Genomic DNA, 21,215 nt, shown 5'->3' on the forward strand with positions numbered 1-21,215 from the left:
CAGCGTTTTTACTGTTATCGGCACTGAGGGCGAAAAATGGAGCACTAAACCGTGAAAACGGCGAAATCGTCGGCAAGTTCCGTGGCAGGAAAGATTGCCTGACACTCTGCCAGCAGTCGCTGGCAGCCTGCGGCGTCATAGCGAGAACTGACGTGCGTCATGATGAGTTTCCCGACCTCGGCCTCCCGAGCCAACAGCGCCGCCTGGCGGGTAGAACTGTGTCCACGGCTGTTGGCCTTTTCTTCCATAGACGCATCCAGCGTGGTTTCGTGAATCATCACATCAACCCCTTTCGCCAGCGCAAGCGAGGATGCACAGGGCGCGGTGTCGCCAAAAATCGCAACCGCTTTACCGGGCGTCGCCGGGGCAAGAAAATCCGCACCGCGTATCACGCTGCCGTCTTCCAGCGTAACCGTTTTGCCGGCTTTCAGATCCTGAAACCAGGGCCCGGCTTTCACTCCTGCGGCTTTCAGCGCCCTGGCGTTCAGCGCGCCGGGTTTATCATGCTCTTCAACGCGGTAGCCGTAGCATTCCAGCGGGTGTTCAAGCGGGTAAGCCGTCACTTTTCGCAGCCCGTCATCAAGAATTTCCCCGGCGGTGATTTCGACGATTTCCAGCGGATAGTCGGTCCAGGAGCCGCTCAGGCGCAGCGCGGTTTCAGTAAACTCACGCAGTCCCTTCGGGCCGTAAAGCGTCAGCGGGTGAGCATTGCCCGCCATCGAACGGCTGCACAATAATCCCGGTAAACCGAACAGATGATCGCCGTGCAGATGGCTGATGAAAATCCGTTCAATCTTGCCGGGATGATGTGCCGTGCTCAACATCTGATGTTGTGTGCCTTCACCACAGTCAAACAGCCACAGAGCGGGCTGCGTCGGGTGCTGATGATGCAGCAAAATGGCCGTCACGTTACGTGCCCGCGTGGGAACGCCAGCCGAGGTGCCTAAAAAGAGAAATTCCATTATTTCATTACACTTTTGAAAAATAATCTGGCTAGTATAAATCGTTTACGGAAAAAGGAGCGCACGATGATTACCTGGCAAGACCTGCATCATTCGGAATTAACCGTCCCTCAACTCTATGCGCTGTTAAAACTGCGCTGCGCGGTGTTTGTCGTGGAGCAGAACTGCCCCTATCTTGATGTGGACGGTGACGACCTGGTGGGTGATAACCGTCATATCCTCGGTTGGCATGATGGCGAACTGGTGGCGTATGCGAGGATTCTGAAAAGTGCTGAAGATCTTGAACCCGTAGTGATTGGACGGGTGATCGTCAGTGAAGCGTTACGTGGTGAAAAACTGGGTCAAAACCTGATGGCGCAGGCGCTGGCATCCTGCCAACGACGCTGGCCGGAGAAGGCGCTGTATCTGGGCGCACAGGCGCATTTGCAGGAATTCTATGCGCGATTTGGTTTTACGCCGGTCACTGACGTGTACGATGAAGATGGCATCCCTCATGTGGGGATGGCGCGCGAAGCGATTCGGGCGTGATCCTGAGTCATTGTCTATAGTTAGGGGCAGGTTTTACTAACATGGAGAACGAGAATGTCTTATCAATTTGGTGATTCGCGTATTGATGACGACCTGACGTTGCTGAGTGAAACGCTGGAAGAGGTGCTGCGTTCCTCAGGGGATCCTGCCGATCAAAAGTACATCGAGCTGAAAGCGCGGGCGGAACAGGCGCTGGATGAGGTCAAAAAACGCGTAAGCCAGGCTTCAGATAGCTACTATTATCGCGCCAGGCAGGCGGTTTATCGTGCGGATGATTATGTACACGAAAAGCCCTGGCAGGGGATTGGTGTGGGCGCAACGGTCGGACTGGTGCTCGGTTTACTGCTGGCACGGCGCTAACCTGTAACCGGGATCGCATTTCCTCCCTAAACTGGGGTACTGCTTTTTTTCCGCAGTACCCCGTATAATGTGAGGTTTTTAACAGGGAGAGGTCCGCGTGCATTCACTCACTACTGCGCTGGAAGGTCTGACGCATCTTTTGTCGCAGGCGATCCCGGCGGCACCAGGCATTCGGGTTCTCGATGTTCCTTTCCCCCTCAATGACGCCTTTGATGCGTTAAGCTGGCTGGCAAGTCAGTCCATTTATCCGCAATTTTACTGGCAGCAGCGCAATGGCGATGAAGAGGCCGCGGTGCTGGGTGTCGTTGCCCTTTTTTCCTCGCTTGATGAGGCGCAACGCTTTCTTCGCCAACATCCGCAGCAAACCGACCTGCGTATCTGGGGGTTAAACGCGTTCGACCCTCAGCAGGGCAATCTCGTGTTACCGCGACTTGAGTGGCGGCGCTGTGCGGGCGTAGCGGTGCTGCGTCTGCATCTGTGGAGCGATGTTTCTCTGCGCGAGGATGCTGACCGGGCGCTGACCTTCCTGGCTTCGCTGGCGAGCGTAAAACCGTTGCCGACGCTACGTCTGAGCAAAACGGGTGAACAGCACTGGCCTGAAAAAGCGGGCTGGATAAACCTGATTGAGCAGGCCACTCAGACGATTGCCGACGGTGAACTGGATAAAGTGGTGCTGGCGCGCGCCAGCGACCTGCTATTTTCTCGCCCGGTGAATGCCGCTGCCGTTATGGCCTCGAGTCGCCGTTTGAATCTGAACTGCTACCATTTTTACATGGCTTTTTGCGCCGAGCGCGCGTTCCTTGGCTCGTCTCCGGAACGTCTCTGGCGTCGTCGTGATACCGCGCTACGCACCGAAGCGCTCGCCGGTACGGTGGCGAATCATCCTGATGATTATAAGGCCTGGCAACTGGGCGAATGGCTGATGAAGGACGACAAAAACCAGCGCGAAAATATGCTGGTAGTCGAGGATATTTGTCAGCGCCTGCAGGACTACACTCACTCACTGGACGTTTTGCCACCGCAGGTGCTGCGGTTGCGAAAAGTGCAGCACCTGCGACGTTGCATCTGGACGGCGCTGAATCAGGCGGACGACACGTTGTGTTTACTGCAGTTGCAGCCGACGGCGGCCGTCGCTGGGATCCCCCGCGAGCGGGCGCGGGCATTTATTCAACAACATGAACCCTTTGCGCGGGAATGGTACGCCGGGTCGGCGGGCTATCTGTCATTACAGCAAAGCGAATTTTGTGTCTCGCTGCGGTCGGCGAAAATCAGCGGTAACGTGGTTCGACTGTATGCCGGCGCGGGTATTGTTCGCGGGTCAGATCCTGAGCAGGAGTGGCAGGAAATCGACAATAAAGCCGCCGGCCTGCGATCTTTGTTACAGATGGATGGATAATGAGTCACATATTCCCGACTCATATCAATAATCCCTTTTTTCCGTTCTTTATACTGAGTCGCAATATTGATACCGGACAATCTCATGTCAGTAAGCGCATTTAACCGACGCTGGGCGGCGGTCATTCTGGAAGCATTAACTCGCCACGGTGTCAGGCATGTTTGCATTGCCCCTGGCTCACGTTCCACGCCGCTCACCCTGGCAGCGGCGGAAAATTCGACCTTTATTCACTACACCCATTTTGATGAGCGTGGTCTTGGTCATCTGGCGCTGGGACTGGCGAAGGTGAGCAAACAGCCCGTTGCTGTGATAGTGACCTCCGGCACGGCGGTGGCTAACCTTTATCCGGCACTGATTGAAGCGGGGCTGACCGGTGAAAAATTGATTCTCCTGACGGCCGATCGTCCCCCTGAACTGATTGACTGCGGCGCGAACCAGGCGATTCGCCAGGCGGGCATGTTTGCCTCGCATCCGTCACAAACGCTTTCCCTCCCGCGTCCGACGCAGGACATTCCGGCCCGTTGGCTGGTGTCGACCATCGACAATGCGTTGACCTCGCTACATGCTGGCGCGGTTCACATCAACTGTCCATTTGCCGAGCCGCTGTATGGCGAGATGGATGAGACCGGTCTGGCCTGGCAACAGCGCCTCGGTGACTGGTGGCAGGATGACAAGCCCTGGCTGCGCGAAGCGCGTCGGCTGGAGAGTGACAAACAGCGCGACTGGTTCTTCTGGCGCCAAAAACGCGGCGTCGTCGTCGCCGGGCGAATGAGCGCGGAAGAGGGCAAAAAAGTTGCGCTGTGGGCGCAGACGTTAGGCTGGCCGCTGATTGGCGATGTGCTGTCGCAAACCGGACAGCCGCTTCCGTGCGCCGATCTCTGGCTCGGTAATGCGAAGGCGGTGACGGAACTCCAACAGGCGCAAATTGTGGTGCAACTGGGGAGCAGCCTGACCGGAAAGCGCTTACTGCAATGGCAGGCAAGCTGTGCGCCTGAAGAGTACTGGATTGTCGATAATATCGAAGGACGGCTGGATCCTGCTCACCATCGTGGTCGTCGTCTGGTCGCAAAAATCGGCGACTGGCTGGAACTGCATCCAGCGGAAAAACGTCAGCCGTGGTGTGTAGACATACCGCGTCTGGCGGAGCAGGCCTGGCAGGCCGTGGTGGCGCGTCGGGATACCTTTGGCGAGGCACAACTGGCGCATCGTATTCGTGACTATCTGCCTGAACAGGGGCAGCTTTTCGTCGGCAACAGCCTGGTGGTGCGCTTGATTGATGCGCTGTCAAAACTCCCGGCCGGTTACCCGGTTTACAGTAATCGTGGAGCCAGCGGCATTGATGGCCTGTTATCGACGGCCGCCGGTGTGCAGCGCGCCAGCGCGAAATCGACGCTGGCTGTCGTGGGTGATTTATCGGCGTTGTATGACCTCAATGCGTTAGCCTTGCTGCGCCAGGTTTCCGCGCCGTTCGTCTTGATTGTGGTGAACAATAACGGCGGGCAGATTTTCTCGCTACTGCCCACGCCGCAGAGCGAACGTGAGCGCTTCTATCTGATGCCGCAGAATGTCCATTTTGAACACGCGGCCGCAATGTTTAACCTCAAGTACCATCGCCCGGAAAGCTGGGATGAACTGGAGGCGGCGCTGGCGGGTGCATGGCGTACCCCGGCAACCACGGTGATTGAACTGGTGGTCAACGACACCGACGGCGCACAAACTCTGCAACAATTGCTGGCGCAGGTAAGCCGTCTATGATCCTGCACGCGCAGGCAAAAGACGCACAGCCAGGTTCACCCTGGCTGGTTTTTCTGCACGGCTTTTCGGGTGACGGTCAGGAGTGGCAGCCGGTTGGCGAGCAGCTTACGAATTTTTCCCGGCTGTATGTTGATTTACCCGGTCACGGCGGATCGACAGATATTCGCGTCAGCGGATTTACCGATGTCATTGCTTTGCTGCGTAATACCCTTATTAGTTACAACATACTAAACTACTGGCTGGTGGGATATTCGCTCGGCGGCAGAGTGGCGATGATGGCGGCCTGTCAGGAGATGCCGGGGCTTTGCGGCCTGGTGGTTGAAGGCGGTCATCCGGGACTGCAAAGCGAGGCTGAACGCGACGCGCGCCGACGTTCCGATCATCGCTGGGCGGAACGTTTTCGCCATGACGCGCTGGCTGACGTGTTTACTGACTGGTATCAGCAGCCGGTGTTTGCCTCGCTGAACGCGCAGCAACGAGAAGCGCTGGTTGTTCTGCGTAGCCAGAATAACGGCGAAACGCTGGCGGCAATGCTGGAGGCCACTTCGCTGGCGGTCCAGCCTGATTTACGCGAGGCGCTCAACGCGCGCGCATTTCCGTTTTATTATTTATGTGGTGAACGTGACAGCAAATTCTGCGCTCTCGCGACGGAGTTAGCGGCGACCCGCCATGTGATTCGTAACGCCGGACACAACGCGCATCGGGAAAATCCCGCGGGCGTGGTGGACTGTCTGGCTCAGATTCTGCGTCTCTGACTAAAGGACACACTATGATCTATCCTGATGAAACAATGCTTTATGCGCCGGTAGAATGGCAAGATTGCTCCGAAGGCTACACCGACATTCGCTATGAGAAATCGACCGACGGTATCGCAAAAATCACCATTAATCGTCCACAGGTGCGCAACGCATTCCGTCCTCTGACCGTCAAAGAGATGATTCAGGCGCTGGCGGATGCCCGTTACGACGATAACGTGGGTGTGATTATTCTGACTGGCGCAGGCGATAAAGCCTTCTGTGCCGGCGGCGACCAGAAGGTTCGCGGCGACTACGGCGGCTATCAGGATGACTCCGGCGTGCATCATCTGAACGTGCTGGACTTCCAGCGCCAGATCCGTACCTGTCCGAAGCCGGTTGTGGCGATGGTGGCGGGTTACTCCATTGGCGGCGGTCATGTGCTGCATATGATGTGCGACCTGACGATCGCGGCGGAAAATGCCATCTTCGGCCAGACCGGCCCGAAAGTCGGTTCTTTCGACGGCGGCTGGGGCGCATCTTACATGGCGCGGATCGTTGGGCAGAAGAAAGCGCGTGAAATCTGGTTCCTATGCCGTCAGTACGACGCTAAACAGGCGCTGGATATGGGGCTGGTCAACACCGTGGTTCCGCTGGCGGATCTGGAAAAAGAGACCGTGCGCTGGTGTCGTGAAATGCTGCAAAACAGCCCGATGGCGCTGCGTTGCCTGAAAGCCGCGCTGAACGCTGACTGTGATGGTCAGGCCGGCCTGCAGGAACTGGCGGGTAACGCGACCATGCTGTTCTATATGACGGAAGAAGGTCAGGAAGGCCGTAACGCCTTCAACCAGAAACGTCAGCCTGATTTCAGCAAATTCAAACGGAATCCGTAATGCGTAGCGCGCAGGTATACCGCTGGCAGATCCCCATGGACGCGGGGGTGGTTCTGCGCGACAGGCGGTTAAAAACGCGTGACGGGCTGTATGTCCGTCTGCACGACGGCGAGCGTCAGGGATGGGGAGAGATCTCTCCACTGCCGGGCTTCAGTCAGGAAACCTGGGAAGAGGCGCAGGTTGCGCTGCTGGCCTGGGTTGACGGCTGGCAGCAAGGAGAAGACGCATTGCCGACAATGCCTTCTGTGGCCTTTGGCGTCAGCTGTGCGCTGGCGGAACTGGAAGGCGTCTTGCCAGAGGCAGCGGATTACCGGGCAGCGCCGCTGTGTACCGGGGATCCTGACGATCTGGTGCTCCAGCTTGCCGACATGCCCGGCGAAAAAGTGGCGAAGGTGAAGGTCGGACTGTACGAAGCGGTTCGCGACGGCATGGTGGTCAATTTGCTGCTGGAGGCGATACCGGAGCTGCAGTTGCGGCTGGATGCTAACCGTGCCTGGACGCCGCTGAAGGCCCAGCAGTTCGCGAAGTACGTGAACCCGGACTACCGCAACCGCATCGCTTTCCTCGAAGAACCGTGCAGAACACGCGATGACTCGCGAGTCTTTGCCCGGGAAACCGGTATTGCCATCGCCTGGGACGAGAGCCTGCGTGAAGCGGATTTTGCCTTTGAGGCAGAAGAGGGCGTCCGTGCGGTGGTTATCAAACCGACGCTGACCGGTTCGCTGGAGAAAGTACGCGAACAGGTGCAGGCGGCGCATGCGCTGGGGCTGACGGCGGTGATCAGTTCGTCTATTGAGTCGAGCCTGGGCCTGACGCAACTGGCGCGCATTGCCGCGTGGCTCACGCCAGATACCATTCCGGGACTGGATACGCTGAGTCTGATGCAGGCACAGCAGATTCGTCGCTGGCCGGGCAGCGCCTTGCCGCTGATTAACGACGACGCGCTGGAACGCCTGCGATGACCTTTCCTGACTGGCCGTGGCGTTACTGGCGGCAGGTTCAGGGAGACGTGCCAGCCTTACGCCTGAATGATGAGGTGCTAAGCTGGCGCGCACTCTGTAACCGGACTGATGCCCTGGCGAGCGGTTTTGCCGCACAGGGCGTCACCGAAGGCAGCGGCGTTATGCTGCGCGCCTGGAATCATCCGCAGACCCTGCTGGCGTGGCTGGCGCTGTTGCAGTGCGGAGCAAGGATTTTGCCGGTCAATCCACAACTTCCTCACCCGCTGCTGGCAACCCTGTTACCCGATCTCACGTTGCAGTTTGCGCTGGATCTGGAGGGAGAAAATTCGTTTCCCTTTCTGATCTCGCTGGACTGTCAGGACGCTGACGGTCAGCATGCCGTCGACTGGCAACCGCAGCGTCTGTGTTCCATGACGCTGACCTCCGGCTCGACGGGTCTACCGAAAGCGGCGGTCCATACCTGCCAGGCGCATCTTGCCAGTGCTGAAGGCGTGCTGTCGCTGATGACGCTGGCAAAAGAGGATGACTGGCTGCTCTCTCTGCCATTGTTTCATGTCTCTGGACAGGGAATTCTGTGGCGCTGGTTATCCGCCGGGGCGCGGATAACCGTGCGGGAAAAACAGCCGCTGGAACAGATGCTGGTCGGCTGTACGCATGCTTCGCTGGTGCCGACGCAACTCTGGCGACTGCTGGTGAACCAGACGCCGGTGGCGCTGAAAGCGGTTTTGCTGGGCGGCGCAGTGATTCCGGTCGCGTTAACCGAACAGGCGCGCGCACAGGGCATTCGCTGCTGGTGTGGTTACGGCCTGACGGAATTTGCCTCGACGGTGTGTGCGAAAGAGGCGGACGGTCTGGCTGATGTGGGTATGCCCTTACCAGGACGAGAAGTCAGAATCGTGAATGACGAAGTCTGGCTGCGGGCGGCCAGTATGGCGGAAGGCTACTGGCGAAACGGTAAACTGGTTCCGCTGGTCAACGATGAAGGCTGGTTTGCCACACGCGATCGCGGCGTGCTGAATGATGGCAAACTGACCATCGCCGGGCGTCTGGATAATCTCTTTTTTAGCGGCGGAGAGGGGATTCAGCCCGAAGAGGTGGAACGGGTAATTGTGACACATCCCCATGTGCTGCAGGCGTTTATCGTCCCGATCGCGGACGCCGAGTTTGGTCATCGTCCGGTGGCGGTGGTTGAATATGACGCTGATGTTTCACAGACCGCTCTTAGTGAATGGGTGAAGGACAAGCTGGCACGCTTCCAGCAGCCGGTCCACTGGCTTTCTCTACCTGCAGAATTGAAAAATGGGGGAATCAAGATTTCCCGACGGGCAATTGTTGATTGGGTGAATGAAATATTAAGAAAACATTAATTTCACCTCGCAATTTTACCAATTGATGCCCATTGCCACTTTGTTTATCTGCTACTGTGTAACGTAATGTAAACGTTCCCGATAAGTAAAGGTAAGCAATGGAATGGCAGGTGAAGAAGTCATGCTATGACAAAACGTCAGGGAAGCATGCATTAGTGTTGAGTGATGCCGGCGGTTCACTGAAAATGATCGCCGAAGTTCAGTCCGACATTGTGGTGAATGCCGGTGATATCCTTTCCCCGCAGAAGGATGCCCTGTATTCCGTCAACCGTGATAACGGGCGGACGGTGAAGATTCTGGATGCCAGAAGCTATACCTGCGACGAGTGGGAGCGCCTGAAGAGGCTACTGGTAAAAAAATGAGTATCAGCGAGTTCTCCGCTGCGCGGGCAGAAAAATGAACATCAGTCCGGCCATGATGCACAGTACGCCCAGCAACGCTTTCAGGGAAAATGCGCCTTGCCAGCCGGGTAAGGTCATCGACGCCACCCACACCAGCACATAACTCAGGCTGAGCAGCGCGTAAGCCTTGCTCAGCGCGAGGTGATGCAGCGCGTTATGCCAGCAGAAAACCGACAGCAAATAGCCCACCAGGCCGGCGAATAGCGCGAAGGTACCGGTATGACCGGAGAACAGCGCCGGGATAAACGTCTGCCACTGCGTCATCGGCGGCAGTTGTGCCATCGCATAGCCCAGACCCAGTTGCGCGACGGACGTGATGACAACGCTGCACAGTCCCCACAGTAATCCCATCACGCCGCGCTCCCCAGAATAAAAATACCGCTGATAATCAAGGCGATGCCCAGCCAGTGACGAAGTGTCACCGGTTCGCGCCAGATTTTCCATGCCAGCAGTGTGACCCAGACAAAATTCAGGCTGAGCATGGGGTAAGCAATACCCACAGGAATGCTCTGCAATACCAGCAACCACAAGACCATTGCCAGGCCGAGGCAGGCGAGCGCCAGCCCCAGCCACAGGGTAATATGACGTCTTCGCGCGCGTGTTGGCACGCGGAACGTCGCCTGCTTCTGGCATAACTGCCCCGCAACGCTGAGCAGGCTGGCCATCACTAAAACCAGCCAGATCATTTGGGACGATACTGAATCAGCACCAGACGCCCCTGATTATCGATTGTATCGGCAGGCGGAATGGCAAGGCGGTTGATGTCTTCATCTTTCGCGATAGTGAGCACGAGCGTAATAATCCCCTCCTGACGGTGTTGGCTGAGCCAGTCCGCAAAATCGGCATAGCGAATGAACCGGCCTTTGGCATCGGGATAGTTAAGGCCATATTTCAGTTCGCCTGTTTGCCCATACATTAAGATGTCATCCCGCTTCAGACTCCAGGCCAGACCAGCGGCGACCCCCACGCTATCGGTAAGAATGTAGCGGCTCGGCGCGAGGTTTTCTCGGGTCATTTCGACAAAAAACTGCGGCTGTTTGGATTCCATCACCCGATCGGGAACGGAAAAACCAAACAATAATGCCAACGCCAGTGGACACAACGCGGCGTAAACCCAGCTTTTCTCCGTGTTACTCAGCGTATACCAGCCGAAAAAGGTCCACAGGAAAAAAATACCCAGCGAGCAGAAGACCTTGTATACCTCGATGTGCACCCAGACCGGCGATTTCAGCGGCCCCCACGGCGAGACGACCAGCGTGGCAATAATCCCGATAATACCAAACAGGATATTGATCCAGCCGTTGATGCGCAGCGCGGCATAGCCCTTTTCCGCGGCGTTCAGCCCATATCTCGCCATCAGTATCGCGAGCGGGGCGAAACATGACAGGATATAGGTGGGCAATTTACCTTTGGCGATGCTGAAGAACACCAGCGGCATCACTATCCAACCGAGCAGATAGAGGGCACCGCGCGATTCATCGCGCTCCTGCCAGCCGGTTTTTAATGCTCCCGGAAGCAGCGCAAGCCACGGCAGACTTCCGGCGATCAGCACCGGCAGATAGTACCAGAATGGCGCTTTGTGCTGGGCGTCGTCCATCGCGAAACGCTGGATATGTTCAACCCAGAAAAAGTAGTGCCAGAAATCGGGTTCACGTTGGGTGATAGCCAGTCCCCACGGCAGGATGACGGCGACACAGCTGATGACCGCCAATCCGCCGTAAAGAAACAGGTCTTTCCAGCGTTTCTGCGCGGCGACCCACGGCAACACGCTGAGCACCGGTACGGCAAGCGCCAGAAAGCCCTTGGTCATGACGCCCATCCCGCAGGTCACGCCCAGCAGCAGGAATCCCATGCTTTTCCCTTGCCAGGTGGTGGACTGCATCGCCAGCCAGAAGCAGCACATTCCCGCCATCAGCCAGAGCGCGATCAGCGGATCGAGTACCGCATAGGTGCCAATCCCGTAAACAATGAACAACGACAAAAAGATAATGGCCGACAACAGCGCGGTACGCGTATCCCGCCATAAGCGCATGGCGAGCCATCCCACCAGTGCGGCGGTTACCAGCGTCGCAAAAATCGCGCCAGCGCGAACGCCGAAGTTGTTCGCTCCAAACAGCCATTGCCCGATGCTGTTGATCCAGTATCCGGCAATCGGTTTTTCAAAGTAACGCACTCCCAAAAAATGGGGGACAAGCCAGTCGCCGGATGCCAGCATTTCGCGACTGATCTCGGCATAGCGCGTTTCATCAGGCTGCCACAGCAGGCGCAGGTCGATGGGAATGATGTACCAGAACGCGATAAGTGCGATCAGTATCTGATAATAACGGGTGTTCTTCATCGTGTGACGCTCATCGCTTGCTGACAGCCTAACCATCCTTCTCTTCCCGCGATTTTACCGCGAATAATCTCTCCCGACGGCAAGGTATTGCGATCGGCAGGCAGCAGATCGCCAAGCGGGCAGAAGGTGATGCCCGCATCTGCCGCACGCTGGAGCAGATCCTCAAACTGGCTATGCCAGGCGCCGCCTTCGACTTCGGCATGGATGGTATACACGGGGGGACCGGGATCCTGCTGCATCCGGGAGAGGATCCAGTCGTTGAAATCTTCCGCCTGAACCTCGCGACCCACCGCTTCGTCCCACGTGGGCAGCGTGACCGGAATTTGCGGTGTGGCGAACGAACCATCCTCGAGAAGCGGACGGAACGGCGTCCTGCCGCGGCAATCGCTGTTGTAACGCAGAGGGAATGCCTCTTTGGCGAGAACCACACGCTGGTCAGCGCGCCAGCCTGCGACGGCTGAACAGGTCACCGGCTGGCCGGTGATCGCCTCCAGGGCGGTTATCCCGTGCAAAATATCGGCGATCAACTGCTGTTTGCTCCACTGAGGGCTACGGGCCTGCCAGGCATGGTGATCCCAGGCGTGTAGCCCGGTTTCATGCAGGCGCGCCGCTTCCCGGATAATCTCTGCGTTTGCGCGGCCGATTTCTTTCCCCGGCCAGGCGGTACCGGCCAGCAGAATATCCCAGCCGTAAAGAGAAGCCGCGTTTGAGCGCAGCATCTTCCACAGAAACTGCGGTTTGATCAGGCGCCAGAGATGGCGCCCCATGTTGTCTGGTCCGACGCTAAAGAAAAAACTTGCCCGAATGTGGTATCGGCTCAATGACGCTAACAGGCGTGGCACACCTTCGCGGGTGCCACGGAAGGTATCGACATCAATTCGCAAGCCTACTTTTGTCATGATGAATGTTCCGTGAGATCCACGCTGCGCAAGAAGAAATCCAGCGTCTCGTCGACCGTTTCGCGCATGTCGATGGTCGGTTCCCAGTCCAGGCAACGTTTTGCATTACGGATGTTGGGCTTACGGTGCTCAACATCCTGATAGCCTTTGCCATAGTAGCTGCTGCTCTCGACGACCCGTAACCCGGCAAACGGCGGGAAGTGATTGCGCAGTGGATGTTTGTCGAAACTCTCCAGCAGCATTTCCGCCAGTTCCTTGATGCTGGCTTCGTTTTCCGGGTTACCGATGTTGATGATTTCACCGTCACAGCGGCCACCCGCGTTTTCAATGATCCGGTATAGCGCTTCGATACCGTCGCGAATATCCGTAAAGCAGCGCTTCTGTTTCCCCCCTTCGATCAGCTTGATCGGCGAGCCTTCTACCAGATTGAGGATCAGCTGTGTAATGGCGCGCGAGCTGCCGATTCGCGCGGAATTCAGGCTGTCCAGACGCGGCCCCATCCAGTTGAACGGGCGGAAGAGGGTAAAGCGCAGTCCTTCTTTTTCGCCGTATGCCCAAATGACGCGATCGAGAAGCTGTTTGGACACCGAGTAAATCCAGCGGGGTTTATTGACCGGCCCGACAATGAGATTCGAGCTATCCTCATCGAACACTTTGTCGGTACACATTCCGTAAACTTCGGAAGTCGATGGGAAAATGATGCGCTTACGGTATTTCACGCAATAGCGAATGATTTTCAGGTTCTCTTCAAAATCCAGTTCAAAGACGCGCAGCGGGTTGCGGGTATATTCAATAGGGGTGGCAATGGCCACCAGCGGCAACACGACATCACATTTCTTAACGTGATATTCGATCCATTCAGAATGAATGCTGATGTCACCTTCCACAAAATGAAAACGCGGATGACTGAGGAAACGACTGATTGCGTCGCTGCCGATGTCCAGACCATAGATTTCATAGTGGTCTTCGCGTAACAGACGTTCGGTAAGATGGTTGCCGATGAAGCCATTCACGCCGAGGATCAGCACGCGGGTGCGGCGCTTGCTGGCGGCCAGCGATGGGGTGTTTAAACGAGAACCCGCAACCAGGCCGAGAATCTGTGCTAACTGTGCGCCTTGCACCGTGATGCCGTTGCCAGCCTGTCCAGTCACCACTTCCAGCGCACCTTCGGAACAGGCGATCAGCAGAGGGGAGACGGAAATCACGGTACCCGGTTGCGCGGTCTGGTTCTGAGCGTGGACGCGGGATGACCAGATAGTGAATTTCTGCGTACCGGAATAGCTGAACGCGCCCGGCCAGGGGGCCGCGACCGCCCGCACCATGTTGTGCAGCGTCGTTGCCGGTCTGTTCCAGGTCAGGAAGCTGTCTTCTGGCGTGCGGCGACCAAAGTAGGTCGCTTCACTCTCGTTTTGCTGGACGTCGTGTATCTCTTTTCGTTCGATGGCCGGTAATGCTTGTTCCAGCACCCGCCGTGCGGTCTGGCAAAGCTTATGATGTAGCGTAAGGGCCGTGTCGTCAGGCGAGATGGCGACGCGCTGTTGCGCGACAATGGCACCCGCATCGGCGCGTTTCACCATGCGGTGCAACGTCACGCCGGTTTCGCTTTCGCCATTCACCAGCACCCAGTTCAGCGGAGCGCGACCGCGATATTTCGGCAGTAGCGAACCGTGCAGGTTAAATGCGCCAGCCGGTGCCAGCGCCAGAATCGCATCGCTGAGCAGATGGCGATAGTAGAAAGAGAAAATAACGTCGGGAGCGAGTTGGCCGATACGCTCGGCCCAGATTGGGTGATTGACGTCATCGGGAGCATAGACCGGGATCCCCGCGTCAGCTGCCAGGCGAGAAACGGAGCCAAAAAACGCGTTTTCTCCCGGATTATCCGCATGCGTAAAAATGGCGGCAATTTCATAGCCGGCGTCGAGCACGGCCTGAACGCCCAAACACCCCATATCGTGATACGCGAAGACAACGGCTTTCATTGTTGGTTTTCCTTAGTAGAGTGCAGACTTTCCGGACGAATAACTTGCTGGACGAAATAGCGGGGACGGGCGCGTACATCGTTGTAAATCCGACCGATATATTCGCCGAGTAAACCCATGCCGATGAACTGCGCGCCAATAAAGGTAAACAGAACGGCAAACAGCATGAAAACCCCTTCTGCCGCCCATTGGGGGCCCAGCGTCAGGCGGAGGATGACGAGGAGTATCGACAGGGTAAATCCGGTGACGGCAATGACGCTGCCGAGCAGGCTCAGCATGCGCAGAGGCGTTGTCGTCAGGCAGGTCACCAGGTCGTACATCAGGTTAATCAGCCGCATAAAGCTGTATTTGGAGTCGCCAAATTCACGTTCAGCGTGATGAACGGGGATCTCCGTGGCGCGTCGGGCAAAGATATTCGCCAGAATCGGGATAAACGTGCTGCGTTCATGGCAATGCAGCATGGCATCAATAATGTGACGGCGATAAGCGCGAAGCATGCAGCCGTAGTCGCCCATCGCTTTGCCCGTGGTTCTCTGAATCAGATGGTTGATCATCTTCGAGGCTGTCTTGCGAAACAGACTGTCCTGACGATTCTGGCGCACGGTGCCGACCACGTCATACCCTTCGTCGGCTTTTGCCACCAGGCGAGGGATCTCTTCCGGTGGGTTTTGCAGATCGGCATCAAGCGTAATAATCAGGTCGCCGGTGACGTGACTGAATCCTGCCATGATGGCGGAATGCTGCCCGTAGTTGCGGTTCAGCAAAATCGAAACAACGTGGCTGCCTTCGGCTTCTGACGCGTCAATCAACAACTGTGCGGAGTTGTCGCTGCTGCCGTCATCAATCAACAGGATCTCATAATCTTTTCCCAGACTCTCGCAGGCTGCGGTGGTTCGCCTGAGCAGTTCCGGCAGGCTTTCCTGTTCGTTGTAGACAGGGATCACCACCGATACTTTCGTTATCGGGAGGGCTTCAAACATGGCTATTTTCCTGCAATCTGGCGAAGCGCGGTAATGACGCGAGCGGTATCCGCCGGGGTCATATCGGGAAACAGCGGTAGCGAGCAGATACGCGCACTGTTCCATTCGGTATTGGGGAGCGACAGGGTGTTAAAGCGTTCGCGGTAATATTTCTGCGTGTGTGCCGCGCGGAAATGCAAACCTGTACCGATCCCCTGGGCTTTAAGTGCCTCCATCAGCGCGTCGCGACTGATGCCGCACCGATCTTCGTCGGTACGAATAATAAACAGATGCCAGGCATGCACGTGGGGCCACGGCGGCAGACTCAGCGGCTGAAACGGGAGATCGGCCAGCGCGTGTTGGTACTCCAGGGCGATGACTGCCCGACGATGGTTGAGCGTCTCAAGCTTCTCTAACTGAACCAGGGCCATCGCCGCGTTAATGTCGGTCAGATTGTATTTATAGCCTGGCGTCAGGACCTCCGCCTGGGGCGCACGACCCCAGGTCTGGCGATCGAAGGCATCAACGCCGAGTCCGTGAAACTTCAGGTTGCGTAGCTGCCTGGCGAGTGACTCATCGTCGGTGACGATGAGTCCCCCTTCTGCACAAGTGACATTCTTGATGGCGTGAAAGGAGAAAATCGCGGTGCCCCGAGCGCCGACGTGGCGACCCTGATAATAAGTGCCGACCGCGTGGGCGGCATCTTCGATAACCGCAATACCGTGGCGTTCCGCGAGGGCGTAAATAGCATCCAGATCGGCCGGTGCGCCGGCGTAATGGACGGGAATGATGGCTTTCGTGCGCGGGGTGATGGCAGCTTCAATGTGTTCAGCGGTGACCATCAGCGTGTCGCGGTCGACATCCACCATGACCGGGGTTGCCCCCAGCAGCACAATCATGTTCAGTGTGGAAACCCAGGTCATTGACGGGGTGATGACTTCATCACCGGCACCGATTCCCAGCGCCATGAGGGCGATATGCATACCTGCCGTGGCAGAACTCACGGCAATGGCGTGTTGGTTTCCCGTCAACTGGCAGAAAGCCTCTTCCAGTTGCTGATTTTTCGGGCCAGTGGTAATCCATCCAGAATCGAGAACCGCTTTGATAGCGGCAAGTTCTTCCGTACCTACCGCCGGGCGAGAGAAAGGCAGAAAATCAGACATTATATTTCCTTCAGCCATTTGGATACTGCGAGCCTTTTATTTATTGCGTCATAAACAGGAGGCTAAATGAGGATTATCCAGTCAGACCTAAATAGTAGTATATGAATATTAAATTAACCTTAAGAACTTAACGTTATGGAAATATATGCTTTTTTACCCACGTTGCATTTGCAATGGCCGTGGCTTTCGGGCATTTTCCCCACATAAACGATCGTGCCTTTCATTAAGCAGTACGCTGCAAGGTTATATTTCTGTTTGCCGGTATCAAGTGGAGTTTAATGTGTTTGTAGTATCCCAATATTTTGTTAAATACAAAAAATATACCGTTGTTCTGCTATCGGCACTGGCGATCATGGTGGGGCTGGGCAGCCATTTCGCCTGGAGCAGCAACGGTCTACCGAGAATCGATTCCCGTACCCTGGCGGTACTGGCAAAACAGCATCCGGTAGTGGTGCTGTTTCGCCATGCTGAGCGCTGTGACCGGTCAGACAATACCTGTCTGTCGGATAAAACCGGCATCACTGAGCATGGGGCGATGCAGGCTCGCGCGCTGGGCGCCTCGTTTAGCAAAGAGATTAAAGACTACGATCTGTATGCCAGCGATACGGTGCGCACTGTTCAGTCAGCAACCTGGTTTGCTGCGGATAAAAAATTGACGGTGGATAAAGGCATGCATGCCTGTGGCCGGGGAACCGGGCAGGCCATTGAGCGTTTAGCAAATAAGTCGGAAAATAAAGACGTGGTTATTTTTACTCATAATCATTGCCTGACCTATCTGGCAAAAAATATGCGTGGCGTAAAATTGACACCGGATTATCTGGACGGTCTGGTGATGCATGTCGATAAGGGAAAACTGTATCTTGACGGTAAACTGGTCTCACCTTAACCAACATTATGAATAAAAGATGACAGCCGCAACAGCTGTCATCAGAGATTATAATAACCCTTTCAGTGTTAAGGTTTTCACTGTCGCAACGTTCAGATCGTATTGAGGTAAATCTTCCGGCTTGACCCAGGCAAACGCCTGAAATTCTTCATTGATATGCACTTCGCGATTGGCGGCGGTGCAGTCAAAAATCAGGTAAATCATATAGATCTCTTCCTGACTGCCATCGGGGTAGGTTTTCGTACGGATATCGTCACTGAAGGTCCAGGGTTTGATGTCAGTCAGAACCAGCGCACTGCCCAGTTCTTCGCGAATCTCACGGCGCAGGGCCTCTTCAATACGTTCTCCTGGCTCAACGCCACCGCCAGACAGCGCCCATTGACCCGGGAAAACTCCCCGATCGTTAGCCATCTGGCACAGGAGATAACTTCCTGCATTCTGTATTAAGGGGCAAACAATAGTCCTTTGACGCACGGTAATGTTCCTTGAAGCAGAGGTAGAGTTAGCAGGGAAAAGTTTATCCCCTGGCAACATCAGATAACATGTTTATTTTCCATTCACATGAGAAATGTACTGTAAGGGAAAGCGATAAATAAGAAATGGTTCCCGGACTCTCTCCGGGTCGATAAAAGGAATTAACGGCTCTCTTCTTCCTGCGTACCGGTATTATTTGGTTACAAAACGTTGAGCGATCGCTTTTTTAGCTCATTGATTCCTTTGGCGTTGGCAGTACAATCCCGCAGCTTTGGGAAACTTTATGTATTTGCTTGCTGGAAAGGGTAAAAATGAAGAAAAGCGTATTATTTGGAATAGCTGGAATGCTGTTCGTTTCTGCTTCTGCGAGTGCCATGAGCATCAGCGGTCAGGCGGGTAAAGAATATACCAACATTGGCGTCGGGTTTGGCACGGAGTCTACCGGACTGGCCTTGAGCGGTAACTGGATGCATAGCGATGACGACGGCGACGCTGCGGGGCTGGGATTGGGTATGAATATTCCACTCGGCCCGATGCTGGCGACCGTGGGCGGCAAAGGGGTCTATACCAGCCCGAACGACAGTGATGAAGGCTATGCGGCCGCCGTTGGCGGTGGATTACAGTGGCCGATAGGCGACAGCGTCCGCCTGTTCGGTGAGTACTACTACTCTCCGGATTCGTTATCCAGCGGTATCCAGAGCTATGAAGAGGCAAATGCCGGCGCGCGCTTGAAGATCATGCGTCCGCTTAGCATTGAAGCGGGTTATCGCTACCTGAATCTGGCGGGTAAAGATGGCAATCGCGATAATGCCATTGCGGACGGCCCATACGTTGGGGTCAACGCCAGCTTCTGACCCCGGTGGCGCGATCTCCTGTCGCGCCACTTTTATTCCCTTCAGGATATTTCTCTGCCACGCCACTTCCCCCTTTGCGTTATAGTATTTTCATCATAAAAGCAGGAGAACACGATGTTAAACGTGGAGATGTTATCCACCGGGGATGAAGTGTTGCACGGGCAAATCGTCGACACGAATGCTGCCTGGCTGGCCGATTTTTTCTTTAATCAGGGATTGCCCTTAACGCGCCGTAATACGGTGGGCGACAACCTCAACGATCTGGTCGCCATTTTGCGCGAGCGGAGTCAGCATGCTGATGTTTTGATCGTCAACGGCGGCCTGGGGCCGACCAGCGACGATCTCAGCGCGCTTGCTGCGGCGACGGCGAAAGGGGAAGGGCTGGTTCTGCACGAGGCCTGGCTTGCCGAGATGGAGCGATTCTTCCGGGAGCGCGGCAGAGTGATGGCGCCCAGCAACCGTAAACAGGCGGAACTGCCCGCCAGCGCCGAATTCATCAATAATCCTGTCGGCACCGCCTGCGGCTTTGCCGTGCAGCTCAATCGTTGTCTGATGTTCTTTACGCCGGGCGTACCGTCAGAATTTAAAGTGATGGTGGAACATGAGATCCTGCCACGTTTGCGCGAGCGTTTCTCTCTCACTGAGCCGCCGCTGTGTCTGCGTCTGACCACTTTTGGCCGTTCGGAAAGCGATCTGGCGCAAAGCCTCGACTCGCTTTCATTACCGGAAGGGGTGACCCTGGGTTATCGCTCATCGATGCCAATTATCGAGCTTAAACTGACCGGACCGTACGCCCAGCGTGAGGCGATGCGCAGCCTGTGGCAGGAGGTCAAGCGCGTTGCCGGGCAAAATCTGATTTTTGAAGGCACCGAAGGACTTCCTTTGCAGATTGCGCGCGAGTTGCAGAAAAGGCAGCTCAGCCTGACGTTGAGTGAGCAGTTCACCGGCGGGCTGGTGGCATTGCAGCTTTCTCGCGCGGGTGCGCCGCTGCTGGCCAGCGAAGTGGTACCTTCGCAGGAAGAGACGCTGGCGCAGACCGCGCACTGGACGTCGGAACGACGCGGTAAACATTACGCCGGACTGGCGCTGGCGATATCCGGGCTGGAAAACGATCACCTGAACTTTGCGCTGGCGACGCCAGATGGGACGTTTGCTCTGCGCGTGCATTTCAGCGTGACCCGTCACAGCCTGCTGGTCCGTCAGGAGGTCTGCGCGATGATGGCGCTTAACATGCTGCGTCGCTGGTTCAACGAACAGGATATTGCCAGCGAGCATGGCTGGATTGACGTGGTTGAATCGCTGACGCTGTAGTTTTTAATCGCCCGATGGCGCTGTGCTTTTCGGGCTGATTCTCTTTCTGTCCAACCCGCTGTACTCCTCGCGAAAAAATCCGTGATTCATCTCGCATTTTTGCACGTTATTTCTCCATTCTGCTGGAAGAAAGACGCGACATGACGCGCTTCACAAATTTACCCGCCATGACCGATCACACTGATTCCAGTATCTCAGACTGGAGTCCAGTATGTTGGAATCAAGCAAAGTCCCGGCGCTCACCCGCGCCATTGATATTCTCAATCTGATTGCGCGGATTGGCCCCTGCAGTGCCGCCACCATCATTGAAACGCTGGGTATTCCCAAAAGCACGGCTTACCTGCTGTTGAGTGAACTGAAGCGTCAGCGGTTTATCAGCGTCGATCATCAGGAGAACTTTTGTCTGTGGACTAAGCTGGTGGAGCTTTCCGGCCATGCGCTCAGCAAAATGGATCTGCGCGAACTGGCGCGTCCGCGCCTGACGAAACTGATGGATGAAACAGGGCTGCTCTGCCATCTGGGGATCATCGATCATGAGAGCGCGTATTACATTCTGAAGGTGGAATCGTCTTCGACCATCAGCGTGCGCTCCCATGAAGGGAAAAGCCTGTCGCTGTATCGCTCTGGCATTGGTAAATGTCTGCTGGCGTGGCAGCCTGCTGCCGTGCGCAACGCTATCATTGAGCAACTGGTGTGGGAGCAGGCGACCCCCACCACGATCACTCAACCTCAGCAACTCAGAGACGAACTGGAACGCATCCGCCAGCGCGGCTGGAGCTTTGATAACGGAGAAGATTATCCGGATGTGCGCTGCGTCGCCGCCCCCATTTTTAATGCCAATAACGAACCCGCCGCCGCCATTTCGGTGGTCGGCACCCGTTTAGAAATCAACGAAGAGAATCGTGATTATCTTGCTGGCAAAGCCATTGCCTGCGCGAAGGATATTTCACGTCTATTGGGATGGAAAAGTCCCTTCGATTCACTCGCATCATAA

General features: G+C 56.0%; 22 protein-coding genes. 13 read left to right on the forward strand and 9 right to left on the reverse strand.

Annotated features, from left to right (window positions below):
• Positions 1-44 precede the first annotated feature (44 nt).
• Entirely contained in the window at positions 45-962 is a 918-nt protein-coding gene (rbn, locus tag GBC03_12985; protein QFS71055.1) for a ribonuclease BN, read from the reverse strand.
• A gap of 66 nt (positions 963-1,028) precedes the next feature.
• Here rbn and GBC03_12990 point away from each other — a divergent pair, with 66 nt between their 5' ends.
• The 9 genes from GBC03_12990 (at position 1,029) to pmrD (ending at position 9,319) form a co-directional block, all read left to right on the forward strand.
• Entirely contained in the window at positions 1,029-1,490 is a 462-nt protein-coding gene (locus GBC03_12990) for a GNAT family N-acetyltransferase (GenBank protein ID QFS71056.1), read from the forward strand.
• A gap of 54 nt (positions 1,491-1,544) precedes the next feature.
• Positions 1,545-1,850, forward strand: a complete 306-nt coding sequence (elaB, locus tag GBC03_12995; GenBank protein ID QFS71057.1) for a stress response protein ElaB — start codon at positions 1,545-1,547, stop codon at positions 1,848-1,850.
• Between the two features lie 97 nt (positions 1,851-1,947).
• Complete coding sequence (menF, locus tag GBC03_13000) at positions 1,948-3,246, forward strand: isochorismate synthase MenF (GenBank protein ID QFS71058.1); 1,299 nt, start codon at positions 1,948-1,950, stop codon at positions 3,244-3,246.
• 84 nt (positions 3,247-3,330) lie between these two features.
• On the forward strand, positions 3,331-5,001 hold the full coding sequence (menD, locus tag GBC03_13005) for a 2-succinyl-5-enolpyruvyl-6-hydroxy-3-cyclohexene-1-carboxylic-acid synthase (protein QFS71059.1): 1,671 nt from the start codon (positions 3,331-3,333) through the stop codon (positions 4,999-5,001).
• A complete protein-coding gene (menH, locus tag GBC03_13010) occupies positions 4,998-5,756 on the forward strand; it encodes a 2-succinyl-6-hydroxy-2,4-cyclohexadiene-1-carboxylate synthase (GenBank protein QFS71060.1) in 759 nt (252 codons plus the stop codon). Before menD ends, menH begins: the two co-directional genes overlap by 4 nt.
• A gap of 14 nt (positions 5,757-5,770) precedes the next feature.
• Complete coding sequence (gene menB / locus GBC03_13015) at positions 5,771-6,628, forward strand: 1,4-dihydroxy-2-naphthoyl-CoA synthase (protein QFS71061.1); 858 nt, start codon at positions 5,771-5,773, stop codon at positions 6,626-6,628.
• Positions 6,628-7,590, forward strand: a complete 963-nt coding sequence (menC, locus tag GBC03_13020) for an o-succinylbenzoate synthase (GenBank protein QFS71062.1) — start codon at positions 6,628-6,630, stop codon at positions 7,588-7,590. Before menB ends, menC begins: the two co-directional genes overlap by 1 nt.
• Entirely contained in the window at positions 7,587-8,957 is a 1,371-nt protein-coding gene (gene menE / locus GBC03_13025) for an o-succinylbenzoate--CoA ligase (GenBank protein QFS71063.1), read from the forward strand. Before menC ends, menE begins: the two co-directional genes overlap by 4 nt.
• Positions 8,958-9,055: 98 nt before the next feature.
• Positions 9,056-9,319, forward strand: coding sequence for a signal transduction protein PmrD (gene pmrD / locus GBC03_13030; protein QFS71064.1), 264 nt, complete (start codon positions 9,056-9,058; stop codon positions 9,317-9,319).
• 3 nt (positions 9,320-9,322) lie between these two features.
• Here the strand turns inward: pmrD and GBC03_13035 are convergent, their stop codons facing one another.
• The 7 genes from GBC03_13035 to arnB are packed head-to-tail and all read right to left on the reverse strand — an operon-like array spanning position 9,323 to position 16,696.
• Positions 9,323-9,709 carry a 4-amino-4-deoxy-L-arabinose-phospho-UDP flippase gene (locus GBC03_13035; GenBank protein QFS73990.1) on the reverse strand — a complete coding sequence of 129 codons (387 nt, stop codon included), beginning with the start codon at positions 9,707-9,709 and terminating at the stop codon, positions 9,323-9,325.
• Positions 9,709-10,044 carry a 4-amino-4-deoxy-L-arabinose-phosphoundecaprenol flippase subunit ArnE gene (arnE, locus tag GBC03_13040; GenBank protein QFS71065.1) on the reverse strand — a complete coding sequence of 112 codons (336 nt, stop codon included), beginning with the start codon at positions 10,042-10,044 and terminating at the stop codon, positions 9,709-9,711. The genes GBC03_13035 and arnE overlap by 1 nt, the downstream gene beginning before the upstream one ends.
• On the reverse strand, positions 10,041-11,696 hold the full coding sequence (gene arnT / locus GBC03_13045) for a lipid IV(A) 4-amino-4-deoxy-L-arabinosyltransferase (protein ID QFS71066.1): 1,656 nt from the start codon (positions 11,694-11,696) through the stop codon (positions 10,041-10,043). Before arnT ends, arnE begins: the two co-directional genes overlap by 4 nt.
• Positions 11,693-12,595: a 4-deoxy-4-formamido-L-arabinose-phosphoundecaprenol deformylase gene (locus tag GBC03_13050; protein QFS71067.1), complete on the reverse strand. Its 903-nt coding sequence runs from the start codon at positions 12,593-12,595 to the stop codon at positions 11,693-11,695. Before GBC03_13050 ends, arnT begins: the two co-directional genes overlap by 4 nt.
• Positions 12,592-14,574, reverse strand: coding sequence for a bifunctional UDP-4-amino-4-deoxy-L-arabinose formyltransferase/UDP-glucuronic acid oxidase ArnA (gene arnA / locus GBC03_13055; GenBank protein QFS71068.1), 1,983 nt, complete (start codon positions 14,572-14,574; stop codon positions 12,592-12,594). The genes GBC03_13050 and arnA overlap by 4 nt, the downstream gene beginning before the upstream one ends.
• Positions 14,571-15,554, reverse strand: coding sequence for an undecaprenyl-phosphate 4-deoxy-4-formamido-L-arabinose transferase (gene arnC / locus GBC03_13060; protein ID QFS71069.1), 984 nt, complete (start codon positions 15,552-15,554; stop codon positions 14,571-14,573). Before arnC ends, arnA begins: the two co-directional genes overlap by 4 nt.
• Positions 15,555-15,556: 2 nt before the next feature.
• Positions 15,557-16,696 (reverse strand): UDP-4-amino-4-deoxy-L-arabinose aminotransferase, encoded by a 1,140-nt coding sequence (arnB, locus tag GBC03_13065; GenBank protein ID QFS71070.1) that lies wholly within the window; start codon positions 16,694-16,696, stop codon positions 15,557-15,559.
• Between the two features lie 145 nt (positions 16,697-16,841).
• Between arnB and GBC03_13070 the strand changes: the two genes are divergently transcribed.
• Positions 16,842-17,582: a lipopolysaccharide core heptose(II)-phosphate phosphatase gene (locus GBC03_13070; GenBank protein ID QFS71071.1), complete on the forward strand. Its 741-nt coding sequence runs from the start codon at positions 16,842-16,844 to the stop codon at positions 17,580-17,582.
• 48 nt (positions 17,583-17,630) lie between these two features.
• On the opposite strand, the gene nudI is transcribed toward GBC03_13070, so the two are convergent.
• A complete protein-coding gene (gene nudI / locus GBC03_13075; GenBank protein QFS71072.1) occupies positions 17,631-18,056 on the reverse strand; it encodes a nucleoside triphosphatase NudI in 426 nt (141 codons plus the stop codon).
• A 311-nt stretch (positions 18,057-18,367) separates the two neighbouring features.
• On the opposite strand from nudI, the gene GBC03_13080 reads away from it, so the two are divergent.
• From GBC03_13080 to GBC03_13090, 3 genes are all read left to right on the forward strand, one after another.
• Positions 18,368-18,910: a hypothetical protein gene (locus tag GBC03_13080; GenBank protein ID QFS71073.1), complete on the forward strand. Its 543-nt coding sequence runs from the start codon at positions 18,368-18,370 to the stop codon at positions 18,908-18,910.
• Between the two features lie 114 nt (positions 18,911-19,024).
• A complete protein-coding gene (locus tag GBC03_13085; GenBank protein QFS71074.1) occupies positions 19,025-20,221 on the forward strand; it encodes a nicotinamide mononucleotide deamidase-related protein YfaY in 1,197 nt (398 codons plus the stop codon).
• Between the two features lie 211 nt (positions 20,222-20,432).
• Positions 20,433-21,215, forward strand: coding sequence for a helix-turn-helix domain-containing protein (locus GBC03_13090; GenBank protein QFS71075.1), 783 nt, complete (start codon positions 20,433-20,435; stop codon positions 21,213-21,215).

The organism is Citrobacter telavivensis (assembly GCA_009363175.1).
In the GTDB taxonomy this organism is placed as follows: domain Bacteria; phylum Pseudomonadota; class Gammaproteobacteria; order Enterobacterales; family Enterobacteriaceae; genus Citrobacter_A; species Citrobacter_A telavivensis.

Bases quoted from the DNA above. Each gene is read 5' to 3' on its own strand.
- menB (QFS71061.1), top strand. From the start codon at position 5,771: ATGATCTATCCTGATGAAACAATGCTTTATGCGCCGGTAGAATGGCAA.
- GBC03_13070 (QFS71071.1), top strand. From the start codon at position 16,842: ATGCTTTTTTACCCACGTTGCATTTGCAATGGCCGTGGCTTTCGGGCA.
- GBC03_13085 (QFS71074.1), top strand. From the start codon at position 19,025: ATGTTAAACGTGGAGATGTTATCCACCGGGGATGAAGTGTTGCACGGG.
- rbn (QFS71055.1), bottom strand. From the start codon at position 962: ATGGAATTTCTCTTTTTAGGCACCTCGGCTGGCGTTCCCACGCGGGCA.
- arnE (QFS71065.1), bottom strand. From the start codon at position 10,044: ATGATCTGGCTGGTTTTAGTGATGGCCAGCCTGCTCAGCGTTGCGGGG.
- elaB (QFS71057.1), top strand. From the start codon at position 1,545: ATGTCTTATCAATTTGGTGATTCGCGTATTGATGACGACCTGACGTTG.
- pmrD (QFS71064.1), top strand. From the start codon at position 9,056: ATGGAATGGCAGGTGAAGAAGTCATGCTATGACAAAACGTCAGGGAAG.
- arnT (QFS71066.1), bottom strand. From the start codon at position 11,696: ATGAAGAACACCCGTTATTATCAGATACTGATCGCACTTATCGCGTTC.
- GBC03_13090 (QFS71075.1), top strand. From the start codon at position 20,433: ATGTTGGAATCAAGCAAAGTCCCGGCGCTCACCCGCGCCATTGATATT.
- menE (QFS71063.1), top strand. From the start codon at position 7,587: ATGACCTTTCCTGACTGGCCGTGGCGTTACTGGCGGCAGGTTCAGGGA.
- GBC03_13080 (QFS71073.1), top strand. From the start codon at position 18,368: ATGAAGAAAAGCGTATTATTTGGAATAGCTGGAATGCTGTTCGTTTCT.
- GBC03_13050 (QFS71067.1), bottom strand. From the start codon at position 12,595: ATGACAAAAGTAGGCTTGCGAATTGATGTCGATACCTTCCGTGGCACC.
- arnA (QFS71068.1), bottom strand. From the start codon at position 14,574: ATGAAAGCCGTTGTCTTCGCGTATCACGATATGGGGTGTTTGGGCGTT.
- menC (QFS71062.1), top strand. From the start codon at position 6,628: ATGCGTAGCGCGCAGGTATACCGCTGGCAGATCCCCATGGACGCGGGG.
- GBC03_12990 (QFS71056.1), top strand. From the start codon at position 1,029: ATGATTACCTGGCAAGACCTGCATCATTCGGAATTAACCGTCCCTCAA.
- arnC (QFS71069.1), bottom strand. From the start codon at position 15,554: ATGTTTGAAGCCCTCCCGATAACGAAAGTATCGGTGGTGATCCCTGTC.
- arnB (QFS71070.1), bottom strand. From the start codon at position 16,696: ATGTCTGATTTTCTGCCTTTCTCTCGCCCGGCGGTAGGTACGGAAGAA.
- menH (QFS71060.1), top strand. From the start codon at position 4,998: ATGATCCTGCACGCGCAGGCAAAAGACGCACAGCCAGGTTCACCCTGG.
- GBC03_13035 (QFS73990.1), bottom strand. From the start codon at position 9,709: ATGGGATTACTGTGGGGACTGTGCAGCGTTGTCATCACGTCCGTCGCG.
- menD (QFS71059.1), top strand. From the start codon at position 3,331: ATGTCAGTAAGCGCATTTAACCGACGCTGGGCGGCGGTCATTCTGGAA.